The organism is Paenibacillus sp. FSL L8-0470, from assembly GCF_038008625.1.
Lineage (GTDB): Bacteria > Bacillota > Bacilli > Paenibacillales > Paenibacillaceae > Paenibacillus_AQ.
On sequence record NZ_JBBOZM010000001.1, the window covers coordinates 1,810,740 to 1,830,381 of the forward strand.

The window sequence follows — 19,642 nt, forward strand, 5'->3', positions numbered from 1 at the left end:
GGCTCTCCCCATCCTTATCTATATACAGCAAGACAGGAAAGGAGTCTGAAGAGATCCTATGCGCAAAACCAAAAACGCTGTTTTTGCTTACAGCTATCTGCTGCCCAGCGCACTGCTCACACTGGTGCTGGGCATCTATCCGATTGCCTGGGCATTCCGCTATATGTTCTACAATTACAAAGGTTATGGAACGGCCCGCTTTATCGGTTTAGATAATTTTACCCGGATTCTGCAGGATACCCAGTTTTGGGACTCGGTTGTCAACACTTTTGTATATGCGGGAGGCAAGCTGCTGCTCTCCATCCCGCTTTCATTGCTGCTGGCTGCGATTCTGAACCGCAAACTCAGAGGCAGACAGGTACTTCGGGCTATCTTTTTCATGCCTACGGTGATCAGTACGGCTGTCATGGCCGTGGTCTTTTTTACCATATTCAATTCTTACAACGGAATTCTTAACCAGTTCCTGATCAAATTTAACATTACATCCTCCGGCATTGACTGGCTCGGTCCGAAACATGCCATGCTTACGGTCATTCTTGTCGCTGTGTGGGGCGCGGTGGGCAATTACATGCTGCTGTTTCTGGCCGGACTGCAGAATATACCCGAGGATGTTTATGAGAGTTCCTCTTTGGATGGAGCCAATAAAATACAGCAGTTCCGGTTCATTACTCTGCCGATGCTCGGTCCGGTCCTGCAGATGGTCATTATGCTGGCGATCATCAATGCACTGAAGGGCTATGAGAGCATTATGGTGCTGACGGAAGGCGGACCTGCGGGCAAGACGGAAGTGATGTTCCTGTACTTGTATAAGCTGTTCTTTCCTGTCGGCGGCGGCGCAGCCTCAACCCAGGTGCAGGAGTTTGGATACGGCAGTGCGGTCGCGTTCGTTTCTGCGCTTATCGTAGGGATGATTTCCATCATTTATTTCTATGCGTCCCGGCGAATGAATCGGATCGATTGAGGAGAGATGTGACATGAGAACCAAAACGGTATTGGAAAAGACGTCATTATGGTGCTTTTTGCTGGTGTTCGCCTTTATTACTTTAATTCCTGTCGTAATAACTATTCTCGGCTCGTTTAAAACGAACAGTGAGCTGACTACGGGTGCGACCTTCCTGCCAAGCAAATGGCAGTTTTCTAACTACCTGGAGGCCTGGAAGCAAGCTAATTTCTCCACGTATACGATGAACAGTCTAATTGTGTCCCTCTCGGTGGTAGTGGGCACTCTGGTGGTCTCCTCCATGGCAGCTTATGTGGTGGACCGTCTGGAGTTTTTCGGCAAGAGGATCTATATCGGTATGCAGTCGTTCACGATGTTTGTTGCCGTCGGCGCGGTAGTGCTGCGCCCGCAGTTCGATCTGATGGTGAAGCTGCATCTGCACAGCTCCTTATGGGGAGTCATACTGATCCTAATTTCCGCGCATGCTTCAATCTTCTTTATCCTGCTCAGCTTTATGAAGGGCATTCCCCGGGAGCTGGATGAGGCCGCGCGGATCGACGGCAGCTCGCTTGGCCGCACCTTCTGGACCATCATCCTGCCGCTGCTTGGCCCCGGCCTCGGCGTCGGCGCGTTGTTCACCTTCCGCGGCGCCTGGAATGAATATCTGCTGCCGCTTGTATTCACGATGACGAAGCCGGAACTGCAAACGTTGACTGTCGGCCTGGCCAACCTTAAATACGGCATTTCCGCCGCTTCGCAGACCCACTATATGATGGCGGGGGCCTGCTTGTCCATTCTACCGATTCTGGTGGCCTATGTGTTCGCCAACAAGTCCTTTATGCAGATGACGGCGGGGTCCCTGAAAGGATAGGAGCATTCCTTCCGGACAAATGGAACTATCTCGAAACTACGTCTAACAATGTGTTTAATACTACTTTTGATACATCAAGCAACAACCAGGAGGTTTACATTATGACAGTTCAGGTACCAACAATCCTTACATCCAGTCCGCTGATTCAGCGCTACCCCGGCAATCCGGTGCTCGATGCTGCGCGTGTACCCTATCCTACCGCACTTGTATTCAACGCTGGAGTGACCAAATTCAAAGGCAAGTATGTGATGGTCTTCCGAAATGACTATGGTTCCCTGAGCAATCAGACCATTGAGCCGCATCATACGACAGACCTCGGGATTGCCTTCAGCGAGGACGGCATCCACTGGGAGGCCAGTCCGAAGAAATGCTTCAGGCTGCATGATGAGGAAATCATCCGGGCCTATGATCCCCGGCTAACCGTCATTGACGGACGCTGCTATATGTGTTTTGCGGTGGATACGAAGCATGGCATCCGTGGCGGCATTGCGGTGACGGATGACTTTGAAGAATTTGAGATCCTCAGCCTGTCGTCGCCGGATTTGCGCAATATGGTGCTGTTCCCCGAGAAGATCGGCGGAAACTATGTCCGCCTGGAACGCCCCTTCACCGTGTACAGCCGGGGCGGCAAGGACCGTTTTGACACCTGGATTGCTGAATCCCCCGATTTGAAATACTGGGGGAATGCCGATCTGCTCTTTGGGGTAGAGCATGTGCCATTCGCCAATGACAAGGTGGGACCGGCTGCGCCTCCGGTGAAGACGGACAAAGGCTGGCTGACGACCTTCCATGCGGTGGATGTGGATCCTTCCCGCGGAAAGCATGGCTGGGAGCCTACCTGGAAGAAACGGTATACGGCAGGCATCATGCTGCTTGATCTGGAGAACCCGAAGCGGATTATCGGCATGAGCAAGGAACCTTTGCTGGCGCCGGAGGCCAGTTATGAAACCGACGGAGGTTTCCGCAATAATGTTATTTTTCCGGGCGGGATGATTCTGGAAGAGAGCGGCGAGGTCAAAATCTACTACGGCTCAGCGGACACGATTGAATGTCTGGCAACCGCGCATGTGGATGATCTGATTGCGCTCTGCTTGAAAGGCTGATTGGCCGATGACGAAGATATGGAATCATCTGGAGAATCCACCGGCGGAGTACCGCCCGCTTCCCCTCTGGTCCTGGAATGACAGGCTGGAGAAGAAGGAGTTGGAGCGGCAGATTGAAGAGATGCATAAAGTCGGCATTGGCGGTTTTTTCATGCATGCCCGCGGCGGGCTGCAGACGCCTTACATGAGTGAGGAATGGATGGACGCCATCCGTATCTCCATTGAGAAGAGCCGTGAGCTGGGGATGCACGCCTGGTTCTATGATGAGAACGGCTGGCCCAGCGGCTTCGCGGGGGGAGCGGTTCCAGCCAAGGGACTGACTTACCAGCAGAAGAGGCTGGTTTATGAGCAGGCTCCCTTCCAGAGTGCGGCGGAGCGGATGATTGCCTGTTATGCCCGTGGAGCAGAAGGGCAGGGGTACATTCTTCTGGCTGCGGATGAGGAGGCGAATGCCGACCTGCGCATCTGCTATGAGGTGAATCCGTATTATACAGATACGCTTAGTGAAATGGCTGTACAGGAATTTATCACGACGACCTACGAACGGTATTGGGAGCAATTTGGCGCAGATTACGGGGCGGAGCTGCACGGTGTGTTCACCGACGAACCGCAGTTTGGACGCGGCGGACTTCCCTGGTCCTTCGAGCTGGAGGAGCGCTTCGCCTCCCGCTGGGGTTATGATGTGAAGGAGATTCTTCCCGCCTTGTTCCTGGAAACGGAAGGCTGCCGCAAAGCCCGCTATGACTATTGGGAAACTGTGACCTTTATGTTCACCCAGGCGTATGCTAAACAAATCGGCGATTGGTGTGCGGATAAAGGCTGGTCAGCGACGGGACATGTTGTCGATGAGCAGGAACTGATGCATCAGGTGACCTCTGTCGGCGATCCCATGGCCTTCTATGAGCATTTGCAAATTCCCGGATGCGACTGGCTGGGCCGGTTCGTCGGCAGTGATGCCCTGGTGCCGAAGCAGGTGAGCTCGGTGGCCCGTCAGCTGGGCAAAAAACGCGCGATCACTGAGAGCTACGGGTGCTCGGGCTGGAACATCAGCTTCGCCGATCTGCGGAGGATCGGGGAATGGCAGTTCGTGCACGGCATTAATCTGATGTGCCAGCATTTGCAGGGCTATACGCTGCGGGGCCTGCGGAAGCGGGACTACCCGCCTTCCTTGTACTACCAGCAGCCCTGGTGGGAGGGCTACAAGGGCTTTAATGACTACTTCGCCCGGCTGTCCCTGCTGCTGGCGGAGGGCAAAGGCCGGGCGGAGGTGCTGCTGCTGCATCCGGTGCGCACAGCCTGGACCCTGCAGCGCGGTGCTGACTCTTCGGCGGTGATTCCCTTTCATGAGGCATTCGCGCAGCTGTCCCGGTGGCTGTGCCAGAGCCTGATCGAGCATGATTACGGCAGCGAAAGCATCCTTGCCGGCCATGGCCGGGTCAGCGGCGGCTGTTTGTGGGTTGGTGAGGCAGCATACCGCGTGGTCATTGTTCCGCCAAGCCTCACGCTGGATACGGCAACTGCTCAGCTGCTGGAGCAGTTCGTCTCCCAAGGCGGCCACTTGATAGCCTTCGACCCCTATCCTGTGCTGGTGAACGGGGAGCCTGATGGCGGGCTTGCAGACCTCATGCAGGCTGCGGTCCATCCCGGATGGAGCCGTGATGAGATTAGCCACGCCGTATCCTCTGCTTCCCGGCCGTTCCTGCACATTACGGAGGAAGGCAGAACGGCAATTGCGGTGGATACGCTTAATGTGCGGACACTGGAACTGGAGGGCGCGGTGCTCTGTTTTATCGTGAATTCCGGTGAGAAGTCCTATCCGATGTTGCATATGGAAGTATCCAGACCCGGCACCGTTTCACTGATTGATCTGGAGACGGGGAGCCTTCACGCGCTCAGACAGGAGATCCGGGAGGATAGTGTCCGGCTGCGGCTACCGCTGTATGCCGGAGGTTCCTACATGCTGAAGCTCGATCCGTTGCCGGAAGCAACTGTTGCGGCTGGAATGTTAGGTTCAACGGTGGAAGAGGAAATAACAGAAGAAACAGAGCTGCCGTATCCGCCTAGCAGAGTGGAAGCATGCACACGGCTGGAACTCGCCCCGGAGTGGGATATTGCCTATGCGGATCTTAACAGCTTAACGCTGGACTCCGCCCGGCTGCGGGTGGAAGGCGGAGCATGGTCGAAAACGCAGCCGGTGATTTTCATACAGGAGCAGTTGTTGGCTTATGACCGGTCTGTTGCGTTTGAATTGGAATTTGTTTTTCAGGTGGCCTTTGATCCTAAGCGTCCGCGGGAGCTGTATCTGGTGCTTGAACAGCCTGAGGAAATGGAAATCCTGTTGAACGGAAGTGCAGTCTCCAGTGTAAGCTGCGGCTGGTGGAGGGATTCTTCCCTGCAGAAGATTGATATAGTAGGGTTGGCAATCCGGGGCAGCAATGTCATTACCCTGAAGGGGATGTTCAGGCATTCTGCCGAGCTCAACGACAAGCTGGAGCGGGCCAAGCAATTTGAAGCCGAAGGGAACAATCTGACGCTGGACCAGGAAATAGAAAGCATCTATCTGCTGGGCTCCTTCGGTGTGGAAGCTGCGGAGCTTTTTGAAGAGACCGAACGCAGGGCGCTATGGACCGGAGGACCCTTTACACTGACTGAAGCTCCAGAGCGGGCATGCACCGGCGATCTCGCACAGCAGGGATTTCCGTTCTTCGCGGGAAGCATTCATTTATTTCAGACGTTTGAACTGGGGGGAGAAGAAGCAACCGGAGCTCAATGGACCTTTCAGTTTCACTCTGCACCGGATGCGGTTGTAACCAAGCTGTTCATTAACAGGGCCGAGGTACGAACCTTCCTGTGGGAACCGTATGAAGCTGATATTACCGCTTATTTGCAGCCCGGAGTAAATGAAATTGTACTGGTGCTGACCGGCAGCTGCCGCAATCTGCTGGGACCCCACCATCATATTAAAGGCGAAGTATATAAGGTAGGGCCGGACAGCTACAGGGATAAGCCGGGCTGGACAGACAAGGATTTGAAACCGGACATCCATGTGTATCAGGACAGATATTGTTTTGTGCGTTTTGGATTGGCGGCGGCTCCCGCTATTCTTGGGGATACAAATGACATCAGCGGTTTTGCTTGCGGTATTGCAAAGGCGAGCGTTTAACAATTTGTTTAAACACACGCCCGAAGTGGGCGATGCTGTCAAAACCGGTCTCCTCGGCAATCTTTGTGACTCTGTCATTCGTATCCCGCAAACGGCGCTGCGCCTCCTGGACACGGACCGTATTGAGGTACTCGACAATGGTGAAGCCGGTGGTTTGCTTAAATAGGCGGCAGAGATAGGTGCTGCTGATAAAAAAGGTATCCGCCAGCTCCGTTATCGTCAGCTTCTCGGCGTAATGGGTCTGTAAATATTCGATAATTTCATAGGTTTTACGCTGTTTGTCATTGTTCACCGGAACGATGCTGTCCGGAGCCCGCTCCCGGATCCGGTTCATCCCGATGAGCAGCTGCAACAGCAGGGTCTGCATAAAGGGGATGTGCTGCGCCCGCTCCGCCTTCTGTTCCTCCAGCATGGCGAAGAGAAGGTTCTCGATCATCCCCTGTTCATGCGCATCAGGGCGCAGCAGCAGGCATTGTCCACTGAAAAAGGGCAGCTCCAGCTGGAGTTGCTCCATCAGCCTGTTAACAAAGTCATGCCGGAAATTGATCAGGATCCGCTCATGGCGGCTTGTTCCTTTGGCTACAGTCCTGTGAAGCTCGTTGCGGTTAATAAAGATCAGATCGCCGCTGCGCAGCGCATATACCAGATTGTTGATGTAATAATTGCGCTCTCCCGCAAGCAGATAATAAATTTCATAGCTGTCGTGATAATGGTCGGAATCCATACTGAAGGCTCCGGCCCTTTTAATTTGTTCAATCATGAAAAGGGGTTCCATTTTTCACGCGCCTCCTCTATAAGAAGCTAAAATATGCATAGTATCCCTAAAAAATGCTAAATAATGCTTAGAAATAGATGTATTTTATACTATACACTATATTCAGAAAGCGCAACCAAATCAATGGCGATGGAGTGATAATAATGATCAGCAAAAAGTATGCATTTGTCGGTACCGGCGGCCGGGCGGAGTTTTTTTACGGGGAGATCACGAGAAACTACCGGGAGACGGCTGAAATCGTCGGCTTCTGTGATGTAAACGCGGCAAGAATGGCTTATGCCAACACCCTGCTGGTGGAGAAATACGGATACCATGAGGTTCCTGTCTACAAGGCGCATGAATTTGACCGGATGATTGCGGAAACGCAGCCCGATGCCGTGATTGTAACCAGCATTGACCGCACACATCACCGCTATATCATCCGCGCCATGGAGCTTGGCTGTGATGTGATCTCGGAGAAGCCGATGACGACGGACGTAGAGAAATGCCAGGAGATTCTTGAGGCGATCGAACGCACCGGGCAGAAGCTGCGGGTGACCTTCAACTACCGCTATGCACCGCATAATACCAAAATCCGCGAGCTCTTGATGGAAGGGACTATTGGTGAAGTGCTGTCTGTCAACTTCGAGTGGCTGCTGAATACACAGCATGGTGCGGACTATTTCCGCAGATGGCACCGCGATAAGCGCAACAGCGGCGGCCTGCTGGTTCACAAGTCTACCCACCATTTCGATCTCATGAACTTTTGGCTGGACTCTAAGCCGGATACAGTCTTTGCAATGGGCGATTTGCGCTTTTATGGCCGGGAAAATGCCGAGAACCGGGGAGTAACCGAATTTTATCAGCGGGTGCACGGCAGCGCAGCAGCGCAGAATGATCCGTTTGCCCTCCATCTCAAAGATAACGAGCAGCTGAAACGGATGTATTTGGATACTGAGCAGGAAGACGGGTATTTGCGTGACCAGAGCGTGTTCGGAGATAACATCAGCATTGAGGATACGATGGGTGTAATGGTCAAATACAAGAATAAGACGATTATGAACTATTCGCTTAATGCTTATCTGCCGTGGGAGGGCTTCAATGTAGTGTTCAACGGCACCAAGGGGCGGCTGGAGGTCAAGGTCGTAGAACAATCCTATGTCAATGCCGGAGGCGGCAAGGAACTGGAGGGGGCGGTAAAAGATAAGCAGATTACTGTCTATCCGCAATTTGCTGCACCGTATGAAGTGGAGATTGAGGAAGGCATCGGCGGTCACGGGGGAGGCGACCCGGTGATGCTGCGGGATATTTTTGAACGGCCTGCCGAGGACCGGTTTCGGCGTGCAGCCTCCCATATGGATGGAGCCTGGTCGATCATGACAGGAATCGCCGCCAACCGCTCCATGGCCACCGGGCTGCCGGTGAAGGTAGACCAACTGATTCAGCTGTAGCTCCCCCGGTGAAGGTAGACCAACTGATTCAGCTGCAGCTTCCCCGGTGAAGGTAGACCAATTGATTCAGCTGTAGGTTCCCCGGTGAAGGTAGACCAATCAGCTGTAGGTTCCCCTTAATCCTCTAATGATTTCTACTGCGACTACTTTAGTAATCTGATGAGGCCTGCGGGATCGCACCGAATTGGCTTTTGGCTCCTGACTTCTGGCCTCTGACGCCTGGTTCCCGGCGGTATAATAGGTAGTAAGAGCTAACGGGAAATACGCCCGCTGATTTTACGCCGATCACACAACGGGAGTAATTATAGGGAAATGCACCCGCTAAATCTGGCATTAGAAGAATAAAAGCTAATTCGCCAAAAATTAGAGGGATAATTTCCTCTTAGTGGTATATTAGCACTGGATTAGAGTGATTTACCGGGTGTAATTCCCGCTGCTGAAATGTTGCTTACCAGACTTTCGCAGATGCAACACAGATGCAACACAGATGATCGCCTATAACCGCCTATAACAACAACACAGCCAGCAGGAAACCGCGTTTCACGCGTTCCTGCTGGCTTTTTGTGCACCTTTTTGCGAGGGCGGTCAACCTATTGTGGACAGGCGGTAAAGTCACTATTCTAACGGCCGGTCATTGTCGGATTAGGGCCCCGGGTGACATAATCAAAGCATACAGAAACAACTCTGGCAACGAATCTACAGGAAGGCGTGAGGACATTTGGAAGTTTTCCGCAAGCAATCATTCCGCAGCAAGCTCAAAACTGCATTTCTGGCTGTAATCCTGCTGTCGGTGCTGATGACCGGAGGGCTGTCCTACTCCATATCGGCGGCGATTCTGGAGAAAAATGCGCTTAAGCTTACCCAGGATACCGTGGTCAAGTCGGCGCAGATTGTCGACGAGAAGCTGAACAAGCTGATGCTCATTATGATGACGTTTATGATCAGCCAGCCTTTTCATGACATGATGAAGGATGTTGTGGCCGGGGACAGCAGCAGGTACTACACGCATTTGAATGATCTTGATAACGTTTTCTCGCAGGCGAGGATTGCTGAACCGCTGATCCAGTCGATCTTTGTCTCTACGCCGGTCGGCGATTTCTACCCGCTCTCGATGAACCGTAACCGGCTTACCGCTTTTCAGGACACCTTCCTCTATGAAAGCATCGAACAGGAGAAAAAGAACCTGTGGGTGGAGGGCCATGAGGACATGCTGTTCTCCGGCAAGGACCGTGTGCTGTCTCTGATTCTGGAGCCGATCTTTGATACACCGGTCAGCGGCGTCTATATTGTGGTCAATATCCGTGAGGACGGGTTCCGCAAGCTGGTCCGGGGGGATAGCGGGGGCGGTGCGGAGAGCTTCCTGCTGAACGCTGAGGGTCTGCCCGTATACTCCGTGAAGGACCCGCTGATCAAGAAGGCGGTGGAGAGCGGCCATCTGACGGAAATGCTGGAGCGCAGCACGGCTGATCATGATTCTTTTGAGATCGGAGGTGAATCCTATCTGCTTAATTATGCCCATTTGGGAATCACGGATTGGACGATGACTACGATCCAGTCCAAAGCCGCTGTGCTGAAGGATATGATCTATGTCAAATGGATGCTGGTCTTCGTTGCGCTGGCGGTGTTCACAGTAACGCTGTTTATCTCCGGCGCGTTTACACGGTATCTGCTGGGGCCGCTCCAGGGACTTATGAAGGTAATGAAAAAAGTGGAGAGCAACGACCTGTCTGCACGGTTTGAGAGCGGAAGCGGGGATGAGCTGGCCCAGGTCGGCTTCCGCTTCAACCGGATGCTGGAGCAGATCGTAGTGCTGATTCAGGAGGTAACCGAAGCCGAGGAGAACAAGCGGGCTGCGGAAATCAAAGCGTTGTCGGCGCAGATGGACCCGCATTTTCTGTACAATACGCTGAACACGATCTATTGGAAGCTGAATCTGAAGCAGGTGGAGCCCTCGCAGAAGATGGTGCTGGCCTTGTCCCGGCTGTTTCAGCTGGGGCTGAACAAGGGGCAGGAAATCACAACACTGTCCAAGGAGCTGGAGCATGTGCGGCAATATCTGGAGCTTCAATCCAGCTGCTACGAGGGCCAATTTTCATACGAGATTGATATCGGTGAACCAGCATTGACAGCGCTTCCGATACCGCGGATCATTTTGCAGCCGCTGGTGGAGAACAGCATCCTTCACGGTTTTCAGGATATGGAGAGCGGCGGAAGGATCGGAATTGCGGTCAGAGATGAGGGAGAGCGCTGGAGTCTTGAGGTGCGTGATAACGGAAGCGGGATGGAAGAGGCTGCGCTTCGTGCGCTCTTTTGGCGGGAATCGGAGAAGGGGTATGCCGTGTACAACCTGATCCGCCGGCTGCAGCTTTACTACGGCGGCAGCGCGCAGTTCAATGTGGAGAGCGCACCGGGGCGCGGGACGGCAGTGATCCTTTCATTGCCCAAGAAAGGGGAGCAAATAGATGTATAATCACGACAGTGTCAGCCTGTGTATTATTGACGATATCAAAAGCGTAGTGGATGGGCTTAAGGGGATGAACTGGGCGGAGCATGGCATTCGTATGGCCGGTGTAGCCTCCAATGGAGAGGATGGACTTCGGCTGATCTCCGGGGAGACGCCGGATCTTGTGATCACGGATATCCGCATGCCGCGGATGGACGGTCTGGCGATGCTGCGGGCAGTGCTTGAACAGAACCGGGACTGCAAAATGATTCTGATCAGCGGCTATGCCGATTTCGAATATGCGCAGCAGGCGGTGCAGCTTGGGGCTTTCGATTTTGTCGTCAAGCCATTTTCGGAGCAGGAGATCATGGCGGCCGTACTGCGGGCCAAGGCGGAAATATTGGAGCAGCGGTCCAAACTGCTGAACCTGCGGGAGATGGAGAAAAAGCTGCGCGAGAGCCTGCCGATTCTGCGCCAGGAGTACTTCGCGCTGCTGGTCAGCCACCGTACCCCTTGGGAGCAGGCAGCAGAGCGCTGGGAATTCCTGGACATCAATCTGAATCCGCAGGGGTTCATTGTTATGCTGATTGAAATCGACCGGTTTCAGGAACAGGCTGCCGAAATGTCGATCCGCGAGGTGGAGCTGGTCCGGTTCTCCCTGCTTAATATTACGCAGGAGACGATTTCGGAGCATACCCCTTGTGTCGTATTCAGAGCCCGCCATAACCGGTACCTGGCCGTAATGGGGGACGCGGCGGCCGCCAGTCCGGTCGAAATTGCCGAGCAGTGCTGCCGCAATATTGAACGGTATACCAAGTTCACCGTCTCGGTCGGCGTTGGCGGCCGGGTGGAGCAGACCAGCGAGCTGCCGGAATCCTACCGTCAGGCGAACCGCGCGCTGGCCTATCATCTGTTCACGGAGGGCAATGCGGCGATTATGTATGACGATCTTCTTCAGGCAGGGAGCCAGGAGCCGCTGACGCTGGAGTATAAGGATGAGCTGCTGCTGGCGCTCCGTTCCGGCAATGCCGGGCGGACCTCGGTAATCCTCTCGGCGATCTCTGCCACGCTTGAGCGTCAGGGCTCCCGCCATAACCCTGATTATTTGCTTAGCCTCTACGACGAACTCGCAGCTTCTGCGATACGGACCTTTTATGAGCTTGTGCCGTTTGCCGACATTCAGCCGCTGGTGCTGAGATTCAAGGCTGTCCAGGGAACTGCGGGGCTGCCGCTGGCCTCCCTGCAGCGGCAGCTGCTGGCGCTCTGCATGGAGGGAGCGGAGCTAGTGCGCCTAAACAGCCTGTCCGAAGGGCAGAAGGTTATCTATGAATCGCTGGATTATATCAAAAGCCGGCTGTCCGAGGATCTTACCGTCGGGGAATGTGCTGCCCATGTCCATCTCAGCGCCAGCTATTTCTCAAGTCTGTTCAAGAAGGTAACCGGAATGACCGTAACCCAGTTCATCACCGCTGAAAGAATCCAGAAGGCTAAGGCTTTATTGGTTGAAGGCATGCCTGTGCAGGAAGTGGCCTCAGCTGTCGGCTACGAGGAACGCCGGTATTTCAGCGATATGTTCAAGAAGATCACCGGCCAGACCCCGTCGGAGTTCCGGGCGAGCTATCATCCGGAGCTGTAAGCAGCTTGTTCCGGACGCTGCAGAGATAATTGTTCAGGACGTTGCAGAGACAATAGAATTCTATCCCTGGAGAGTAAGGCTGCCCCACTCCCATCTGGCAGGGCCGGATTTATAATCAATATGAGCTCACAATACATTATCAATTAAAGGGGTAGAAGGTATGCGTAAACAATGGATGGGTCTTGGCCTCAGCCTGGTGCTGGCGCTGGGTATCGCCGGCTGCGGAAATAACAGCGGCAACAACGGCAGCACGAACGGGGCGGCTGAACCCGATGCTCCGGCCGGAACAGCTGAAGCTGGCAGCAATACAGCAGCTAAAGGCGAAGCGGTACAGCTGAAGTACTGGACCGATGACCGGCATGATCAGGAATATATTAAAGAACTGATCAATACATTCAACGAGACCAACAAAGACAATATTCAGGTAGAGCTGACTGTTCTGTCCGAGAATTATGCGCAGAGCGTCGACATCGCGTTCTCCAGTAACCAGGCTCCGGATGTGCTCCGACTCAAGAGCGCCAACACCTCCGAGTTTGTAAAAAAAGGTTACCTGGCCCCGATTGATTCCTATCTGGATGAGGGCATGAACCAAAAGTTCGGCAGTCTGATGATCGACAACGTCAACCGGTTCGACGGCAAGGTCTATTCGCTGCCCAATACGGGGCTGACCATGCGCCTTGTCTATAATAAAGATATTTTCACCAAAGCAGGCATCCAGAATCCGCCGGTCTCGCTGCAGGAAATGGTGGACGATGCCAAAAAAATCACCGAAGCCGGCAAATCTGAAGGCATTTACGGCTTCGCGCTGAACTTCAAAAATCCGAAGCAGGCGTTTGACCGTTCCATCCGGGAAATTCTCTCTCTGAGCGGCTATCAAGGTCTTGGCTATGATCTTAAGACCGGCCAGTTCGATTTCGCTCCATATGCCCAGGTAATTGAATATTTCAAGCAAATGTATAAAGACGGCAGTATTCTTCCGGGTGCCGAGTCGCTGGATATCGACCCGCTGCGTGCCCAGTTTGCCGCAGGCAAGATCGGGATGTATCTTTCCTTCTCGACAGAGCCGGGAGTGTACAAGGATCAGTTCCCGACAGAGATCAACTGGGCGGGTGCCCTGGCACCAACACTTGATGGCCAGATTAAAGGAACCTCGGAAATCGTATCCGCCGGCACATGGCTCGGGATCAACGCCAAATCCGCCCATCAGGAAGCGGCCTGGAAGTTCATGCAATACATGTACGGCGACGACATTCTGAAGACCTATCACGAGAAAGGCTTCGGCATCGCTGTAGTTCCAAGCATTGTCGAGAAGGCGCAAAATCCGGACATTAAAGGAATGGAAGGGTTCCTTGTCGGTGAGCATGACTCACTCTGGCCGGCTGCGCCGGGTGTCACTCCGGAAGGGGCAACCTATGCCGACGCCTTCTTCAAATACATGCTGTCCGGCGGGGATGCCAAGGCGATTGCTGAGGATCTGAACAGCAGATATAACGCTGCTCTGACCAAGGCGGTTGAGAAGGGCGAGGTTAAGGTTACACCGGACCCGGCGTTCAATCCAAGCAAGCCGCAAGGAGAATAACAGGCAAGGATGGGGCGTTTGCGGACTTCCAGCGAAACGCCCCTTTTCTTTCCCCGAAGGAGGAATGAATCATGAACTTTAAATGGAGACGGCTCGGGGAAAATTCCCTGTTTCTGCTGCCAAGCATCATCCTTACACTGACACTCGGCATCTATCCTTTGATTTGGATGCTGCGCTATATGTTCTACGATTACGCCGGATATGGAGAAGCAGTGTTCACCGGGCTTGAGAACTTCCGCAGGCTGGCGCGTGACAGCCTGTTCTGGGAATCGGTAGGCAATACGTTCATTTTTGCCGGGGGTAAACTGCTGCTGACGCTCCCGCTGTCTCTGCTGCTGGCGGTAATCCTGAACGGCAAGCTGCGGGGGAGTAACCTGCTGCGCGGGATTTATTTTATGCCGACGGTAATCAGTACCGCAGTCATTTCTGTCGTTTTCTATAACATCTTTAATTCCTATAACGGAATGGTTAACACAGTTCTGATGAAGCTGCATCTCGTTTCCCAGCCTATCGACTGGCTAGGTCCCAAGCATGCCATGCTGACCGTTATTCTGGTGGCGGTGTGGGGAGCGGTCGGCAACTACATGCTGCTGTTCCTGGCCGGACTGCAGAGCATTCCGCAGGACCTGTACGAGAGCGCGGCCATTGACGGCGCGAACGCCGGAAAACGGTTCTGGCATATTACGCTTCCGATGCTGGCCCCGGTTGCCCAGATGGTCATAATGCTGGCGATTATCGCCTCTCTGAAGGGGTATGAGAGCATCATGGTTATTACGGAGGGCGGGCCAATCGGCAAAACCGAAGTTATGTACCTCTATCTGTACAAACTGCTCTTCCCGGTATCTACCGGTTCTCCGGTGGCGCAGCAGCTCGGCTATGGCAGTGCCGTGGGTTTTGCGACCGCTGTGATTGTCGGGACGATTACGGGACTCTATTTCTTTTTCAGCCGAAAAATGAACAAGGTTTATTAGGAGGTCTATCAAGATGAACGAACATGCGGTATCCAAACAGCCTGCCGGCAACGCTGGCAGAATAGTGGCCCGGACGGTCATGTGGCTGTTTTTGCTGGCAACGGCGATCCTGACCTTGTTTCCACTGGCAATGACACTCTCCGGTTCGCTGAAGACCGGCGCCGAGATGATGACCGGCGGCAGCCTGCTGCCGGCCAAACTGCAGTTTGCCAACTATGCGGAAGCGTGGAAGCAAGCCAACTTTGCCCGCTATACGTGGAACAGTGCGTTTGTCTCCATCATGGTTACGGTAGGTACGCTGCTGGTGGCCTCGATGGCGGCCTATGTGGTCGACCGGCGTGATTTTCCCGGCAAATCGCTGTATGTGACGGTTCAGGCATCGATGATGTTTATCTCCGTCGGAGCGATTGTGCTGCGCCCTCAGTTCGATCTGATGGTCGCCCTGCACCTGAATACCACGCTGTGGGGAGTCATTCTGATCCTGATCAGCGCCCATTCCAGCACTTTTTTCATGCTTCAGGGTTTCTTCAAGGCGATTCCCCGGGAGCTGGATGAAGCGGCAATGGTCGACGGCTCCGGATTTATCCGTACCTTCTTCCGGATTATACTGCCGCTGCTGACCCCGGGATTGGGTGTGGCCGGACTGTTCGCCTTCCGCCATTCGTGGAACGAATACATTCTGCCGCTCGTCTTCACAATGACCAATCCGAAGCTGCAGACACTGACCGTCGGGCTGGCGAACCTCCGCTACGGCTCTTCTGCGGCGATGCAGATCCATCTGATGATGGCGGGCGCCTGCCTGTCGATACTGCCGATGCTGCTCGCTTATATTGTGGCGAACAAGACCTTTATCCAGGTTACGGCCGGTTCGGTGAAAGGTTAGCTGCCCGCGGCTGGAGCAGGCTGAGGCAAGGAATGAGTCTGCATCCGCCGTTTTTCCAGACTACAGCTTGTAAAGGAAGCAATACACACCCGTAAAGGAGATTACACATATGAGTGAATTTATAATAGGGCTGCTGAGCTCAAGCCCGTTGATTTCGCGCCATCCCTTGAACCCCATCCTGTCGCCCGGCGATGTGCCTTACGGCCCGGCCATGGTATTCAATGCGGGCGTTACCAAGTTTAAAGGCAAATACGTGATGGTGTTCCGCAATGACTACGGCGATGAAGCGAAGCAGCTTGTCGCTCCCCATCACACAACGAACCTGGGCCTGGCCTTCAGCGACGACGGGATCAAGTGGGGAGTGCAGCCGGAACCTTGCTGGTCGTGGCAGGATGAAGAAGTGACCCGGGTGTATGATCCCCGGTTAACGGTCATCGGGGAGCGCTGCTATATGTGCTTTGCCGTGGATACGAAGCACGGTCTGCGCGGCGGCATCGCCGTCACCGACGATTTCCGCTCCTTCGAGGTGCTCAGCCTGTCACTGCCGGATAACCGCAACATGGTGCTGTTCCCGGAGCAGATCGGCGGCAAATACATCCGGCTGGAGCGTCCGCTGCCAGTGTACAGCCGCGGTGGCATTGACCGCTTCGACATGTGGATGAGCGATTCACCGGATCTGAAGTACTGGGGGAACTCGCGGCTGCTGCTGGCGGTTGAAGATGTGGCATATGCCAATGACAAGGTCGGCCCGGGGGCGCCGCCTATCAAGACGGACAAAGGCTGGCTTACCACGTTCCATGCGGTGGATCTTGACCGCAGCCGGGGTAAAAACGGCTGGGAAGACAGCTGGAAGAAGCGTTACACCGCGGGCATTATGCTGCTGGACCTGCAGGACCCCGGGAAGATTATCGGCCGCGCTGCCGCCCCGCTGCTGTCACCGGAGGCCTCTTACGAAATCAGCGGGGGATTCCGCAACAACGTCATTTTCCCCGGCGGCATGATCCTGGAGGATAATGGCGAGGTCAAAATTTATTATGGTGCCGCCGATACGGTAGAATGCCTGGCAACCGCTCATGTGGATGATCTGCTCCGTCTTTGTCTCGAAGGGACGAAGACCCCATAAACTAGTGTACTTTCAAGGAGGATTCATGATGAACTACGACCATATTACACTGCCGTCTGCCGACATTCCGGTGTCACGTGAGGTGGATGTGCTGGTGATCGGCGGGGGCGCCTCCGGCATTGCCGCCGCGATTGCCGCCGCACAGGGTGGCGCGAGCACGCTGATCGTGGAGCAGCGGGGATTTCTCGGCGGAATGGGCACACTTGCGCTTGTCCCGGCCTTCTGTCCGTTTACCGACAAGGAGAAGCCAATTATCCGCGGCCTCGGGCTGAAGCTGATGGACCGGATGAAGGAAGCCTGCGATCCCGGCTACCGCGAGGAATACCGGGAGCTGCTGGACTGGGTGCCGATAGATCCCGAGGTGCTGAAGCGCGTCTATGACGATGCCATACTGGAAAGCGGGGTCATACCGCTTTTCCATACCTTTGTCTACGATGTTGTGCTGTCGCAGGACCGCAGGAAGGTCGAGGGCGTCATCATCGTCAACAAAACCGGCCGTTCCTTCATCCGCTGCCGTTATATCATTGACTGCACGGGTGACGGGGACATTGCTGCCTTGTCCGGCGTGCCGTTCCAGAAGGGCGGCGAAGCGGGCGAGCTGCAGCCAGGCAGCATGTGCTACTTGCTGGCCAATGTCGACCGTCCGAAGTTCAATGCTTTCCTTGCGGAGACGGGAGATACCGGGCAATTGCACCGGACGGTAGAGAAGGCGATGGCTGAAGGCGCGCTGCCGGAAGGCCGCAAGTCGATCTCTGGCCTAGCCTGGATCAGTGACTATCTGGTCGGCGTCAACTTTGGCCATGTGTTCGGCGTGGACGGGACGAAAGCCGAGGAATTGACGCGGGGCGCGATCGAAGGCCGCCGGACGGCGGAGCGCCAGCTGCAGTTCTTCCGTAGTTATGTGCCGGGCTTCGAGCATGCGCATCTGGTGGCCAGCGGCGAGCAGCTTGGCATCCGGGAGACGCGGCGGATTCAGGGGGACTACATGCTGACTGTGGATGATTTCATTGCTGCACGCAGCTTCCCGGATGACATTGCCCGCAATGCTTATTATATTGACATCCACCTTGCCACCAGCAAAAGCGACATGACCTTCAACCATCTGCCGCCAGGCGTATCCCACGGTGTGCCGTATCGGATCATGCTGCCTGTGGGCATCAATAATCTCTGGGTGGCCGGACGCTCCGTGTCCTCGGACCGGGCAGTTCAGGGCTCGCTGCGGGTGATGCCAAACTGCTTCTCGATGGGCCAGGCCTGCGGAACGGCAGCGGCGCTGGCACTGCGCGACGGGGGAGATTCGCGCAGCATCTCCATTCCCGAGCTGCAGCACCGGCTTCTGGCACAGGATGTGTGGCTGGGGGAGAATTTCACACCAGCGGATGATGCAGGTGTGATGGAGGGGGAGCGGCTGTGAAGCAGCTTCCCTTAATGGACGCTTGGTTTCACGGCGCGGTGTCGCTGGAGCACCGGCAGGAGGGGATTAAGCCCTGGCGGATTCCTTACGCCGACTACGCGCTGTACCCGCCGGACGGCATTGAGGGCAAGGCGGAAATTTGCGCCGGGGTCCGGCTGCGGCTGCACACCGACTCCTCCGCGCTGACCTTGTCATTCACCCCGCTGCCCGAGCCAGCGGCAATGGATTGCCTCATAGACGGGCAGCTGTTCCTGTCGCTACGTCTCCCTGCAGGAGAGATATCCGCCGTCTTCGGCAATCTTCCCGCAGGGTGCGAGATGCTGGAGATCTACCTGTCGCAGAACATAGGCCTGACAGTGACCGGCCTATGGATTGATGATGCCGCAGCCGCGCGTCCGCTGCCGGATACCCGGCCGAGGTGGGTCACCTACGGCAGCTCCATCACCCAGTGCGTGGCGGCCTCCAGCCCTTCGCGCACCTGGCCGGCCATCGCCGCAGCGCGCAGCGGCTACAACCTGACCTGCCTTGGCTTCTCCGGCAACTGCCAGCTGGAGCCGATGGCGGGACGGCTGATCGCCAGCCTTCCCGCCGACCTGATCACGCTCTGTGTCGGCGTGAACGTCTACGGCGCCGCCACGCTGAGCCCGCGTGTCTTCGCCCCGGCGCTCATCGGCATGCTGCTGTCGATTCGCGAACGGCATCCGCTCACTCCGCTGTTCGTGATCTCGCCGATCTACGGCTCGGAGCGCGAGACCGAGCCGAACAAGCTGGGCTTCACGCTCCCGAGGATGCGTGAAGAAATAGCCCGGACCGTCGAAGTGTTCCGGGCCCGGGGGGACAGCCGTATGCACTACCGCGACGGCCTGTCCTGGTTCGGCGCGTCCGACAGCGAACGCCTGCCGGACGGCCTGCATCCCGACGCCGAGGGCTATGAGCTGCTCGGCGCCCGGTTTGCGGAGCGGATTCTGCGGTAATCCGCATAGCAGCAAAGGGCATCCTTGCCGGCAGGATAATCTGCGGGGATGCCCTTTTTGCCGTCCTTTGCTAAGGACGGTAACTTCTTATTTGTATAGAGCTGATGCAATGTAAAAAATTGCAGCGCTCTCGCAAACTTGATGACACGAAGGTGCGGACTCTCACTGAGCGTGTACAAGTATCAGGAATCCGCACGCAAAAGTGCAGTTGATTTCACCATCCACGGTCTATTCGGTGGAATGAAGTGTAATAGTACCTTTGAATTCACCATCCACGGTCTATTCGGTAGAATGAAGTGCAAAAGTACCTTTGAATTCCCCCATCCACGGTCTATTC

The 19,642-nt window shown here is 55.1% G+C and carries 15 protein-coding genes; 13 read left to right on the forward strand and 2 right to left on the reverse strand.

Annotated features, from left to right (window positions below):
* The first annotated feature begins 58 nt into the window (after window positions 1-58).
* From NST99_RS08410 to NST99_RS08425, 4 genes are all read left to right on the forward strand, one after another.
* Complete coding sequence (locus tag NST99_RS08410) at window positions 59-961, forward strand: carbohydrate ABC transporter permease (protein WP_341091021.1); 903 nt, start codon at window positions 59-61, stop codon at window positions 959-961.
* A gap of 13 nt (window positions 962-974) precedes the next feature.
* Window positions 975-1,811, forward strand: a complete 837-nt coding sequence (locus tag NST99_RS08415) for a carbohydrate ABC transporter permease (protein WP_341091022.1) — start codon at window positions 975-977, stop codon at window positions 1,809-1,811.
* Between the two features lie 101 nt (window positions 1,812-1,912).
* On the forward strand, window positions 1,913-2,914 hold the full coding sequence (locus NST99_RS08420) for a glycoside hydrolase family 130 protein (RefSeq protein WP_038587980.1): 1,002 nt from the start codon (window positions 1,913-1,915) through the stop codon (window positions 2,912-2,914).
* 7 nt (window positions 2,915-2,921) lie between these two features.
* Window positions 2,922-6,077: a glycosyl hydrolase gene (locus NST99_RS08425; RefSeq protein ID WP_341091023.1), complete on the forward strand. Its 3,156-nt coding sequence runs from the start codon at window positions 2,922-2,924 to the stop codon at window positions 6,075-6,077.
* Here NST99_RS08425 and NST99_RS08430 read toward each other — a convergent pair.
* Window positions 6,037-6,852 carry an AraC family transcriptional regulator gene (locus NST99_RS08430; RefSeq protein ID WP_341091025.1) on the reverse strand — a complete coding sequence of 272 codons (816 nt, stop codon included), beginning with the start codon at window positions 6,850-6,852 and terminating at the stop codon, window positions 6,037-6,039. The genes NST99_RS08425 and NST99_RS08430 overlap by 41 nt on opposite strands.
* 143 nt (window positions 6,853-6,995) lie before the next feature.
* On the opposite strand from NST99_RS08430, the gene NST99_RS08435 reads away from it, so the two are divergent.
* Window positions 6,996-8,282, forward strand: a complete 1,287-nt coding sequence (locus NST99_RS08435; RefSeq protein WP_341091027.1) for a Gfo/Idh/MocA family protein — start codon at window positions 6,996-6,998, stop codon at window positions 8,280-8,282.
* Between the two features lie 148 nt (window positions 8,283-8,430).
* Here the strand turns inward: NST99_RS08435 and NST99_RS08440 are convergent, their stop codons facing one another.
* A complete protein-coding gene (locus NST99_RS08440) occupies window positions 8,431-8,616 on the reverse strand; it encodes a hypothetical protein (protein WP_341091029.1) in 186 nt (61 codons plus the stop codon).
* Window positions 8,617-9,000: 384 nt separating this feature from the next.
* Between NST99_RS08440 and NST99_RS08445 the strand changes: the two genes are divergently transcribed.
* The 8 genes from NST99_RS08445 (at window position 9,001) to NST99_RS08480 (ending at window position 19,305) form a co-directional block, all read left to right on the forward strand.
* A complete protein-coding gene (locus NST99_RS08445) occupies window positions 9,001-10,752 on the forward strand; it encodes a cache domain-containing sensor histidine kinase (protein WP_341091031.1) in 1,752 nt (583 codons plus the stop codon).
* Window positions 10,745-12,361, forward strand: a complete 1,617-nt coding sequence (locus tag NST99_RS08450) for a response regulator (protein WP_341091032.1) — start codon at window positions 10,745-10,747, stop codon at window positions 12,359-12,361. Before NST99_RS08445 ends, NST99_RS08450 begins: the two co-directional genes overlap by 8 nt.
* A 160-nt stretch (window positions 12,362-12,521) precedes the next feature.
* Window positions 12,522-13,940, forward strand: coding sequence for an ABC transporter substrate-binding protein (locus NST99_RS08455; protein ID WP_341091034.1), 1,419 nt, complete (start codon window positions 12,522-12,524; stop codon window positions 13,938-13,940).
* A gap of 71 nt (window positions 13,941-14,011) precedes the next feature.
* Window positions 14,012-14,911 carry a carbohydrate ABC transporter permease gene (locus tag NST99_RS08460; RefSeq protein ID WP_341091035.1) on the forward strand — a complete coding sequence of 300 codons (900 nt, stop codon included), beginning with the start codon at window positions 14,012-14,014 and terminating at the stop codon, window positions 14,909-14,911.
* 13 nt (window positions 14,912-14,924) lie between these two features.
* Window positions 14,925-15,794 carry a carbohydrate ABC transporter permease gene (locus NST99_RS08465; RefSeq protein ID WP_341091038.1) on the forward strand — a complete coding sequence of 290 codons (870 nt, stop codon included), beginning with the start codon at window positions 14,925-14,927 and terminating at the stop codon, window positions 15,792-15,794.
* A 109-nt stretch (window positions 15,795-15,903) separates the two neighbouring features.
* Window positions 15,904-16,917: a glycoside hydrolase family 130 protein gene (locus NST99_RS08470; protein WP_341091040.1), complete on the forward strand. Its 1,014-nt coding sequence runs from the start codon at window positions 15,904-15,906 to the stop codon at window positions 16,915-16,917.
* A gap of 28 nt (window positions 16,918-16,945) precedes the next feature.
* Window positions 16,946-18,331: an FAD-dependent oxidoreductase gene (locus NST99_RS08475; protein WP_445744958.1), complete on the forward strand. Its 1,386-nt coding sequence runs from the start codon at window positions 16,946-16,948 to the stop codon at window positions 18,329-18,331.
* Window positions 18,328-19,305 carry an SGNH/GDSL hydrolase family protein gene (locus tag NST99_RS08480; RefSeq protein WP_341091043.1) on the forward strand — a complete coding sequence of 326 codons (978 nt, stop codon included), beginning with the start codon at window positions 18,328-18,330 and terminating at the stop codon, window positions 19,303-19,305. The genes NST99_RS08475 and NST99_RS08480 overlap by 4 nt, the downstream gene beginning before the upstream one ends.
* Window positions 19,306-19,642 lie beyond the last annotated feature (337 nt).

Bases quoted from the DNA above. Each gene is read 5' to 3' on its own strand.
- NST99_RS08475 (WP_445744958.1), top strand. From the start codon at position 16,946: ATGAACTACGACCATATTACACTGCCGTCTGCCGACATTCCGGTGTCA.
- NST99_RS08430 (WP_341091025.1), bottom strand. From the start codon at position 6,852: ATGGAACCCCTTTTCATGATTGAACAAATTAAAAGGGCCGGAGCCTTC.
- NST99_RS08420 (WP_038587980.1), top strand. From the start codon at position 1,913: ATGACAGTTCAGGTACCAACAATCCTTACATCCAGTCCGCTGATTCAG.
- NST99_RS08470 (WP_341091040.1), top strand. From the start codon at position 15,904: ATGAGTGAATTTATAATAGGGCTGCTGAGCTCAAGCCCGTTGATTTCG.
- NST99_RS08455 (WP_341091034.1), top strand. From the start codon at position 12,522: ATGCGTAAACAATGGATGGGTCTTGGCCTCAGCCTGGTGCTGGCGCTG.
- NST99_RS08435 (WP_341091027.1), top strand. From the start codon at position 6,996: ATGATCAGCAAAAAGTATGCATTTGTCGGTACCGGCGGCCGGGCGGAG.
- NST99_RS08425 (WP_341091023.1), top strand. From the start codon at position 2,922: ATGACGAAGATATGGAATCATCTGGAGAATCCACCGGCGGAGTACCGC.
- NST99_RS08410 (WP_341091021.1), top strand. From the start codon at position 59: ATGCGCAAAACCAAAAACGCTGTTTTTGCTTACAGCTATCTGCTGCCC.
- NST99_RS08465 (WP_341091038.1), top strand. From the start codon at position 14,925: ATGAACGAACATGCGGTATCCAAACAGCCTGCCGGCAACGCTGGCAGA.
- NST99_RS08450 (WP_341091032.1), top strand. From the start codon at position 10,745: ATGTATAATCACGACAGTGTCAGCCTGTGTATTATTGACGATATCAAA.
- NST99_RS08460 (WP_341091035.1), top strand. From the start codon at position 14,012: ATGAACTTTAAATGGAGACGGCTCGGGGAAAATTCCCTGTTTCTGCTG.
- NST99_RS08415 (WP_341091022.1), top strand. From the start codon at position 975: ATGAGAACCAAAACGGTATTGGAAAAGACGTCATTATGGTGCTTTTTG.
- NST99_RS08440 (WP_341091029.1), bottom strand. From the start codon at position 8,616: ATGCCAGATTTAGCGGGTGCATTTCCCTATAATTACTCCCGTTGTGTG.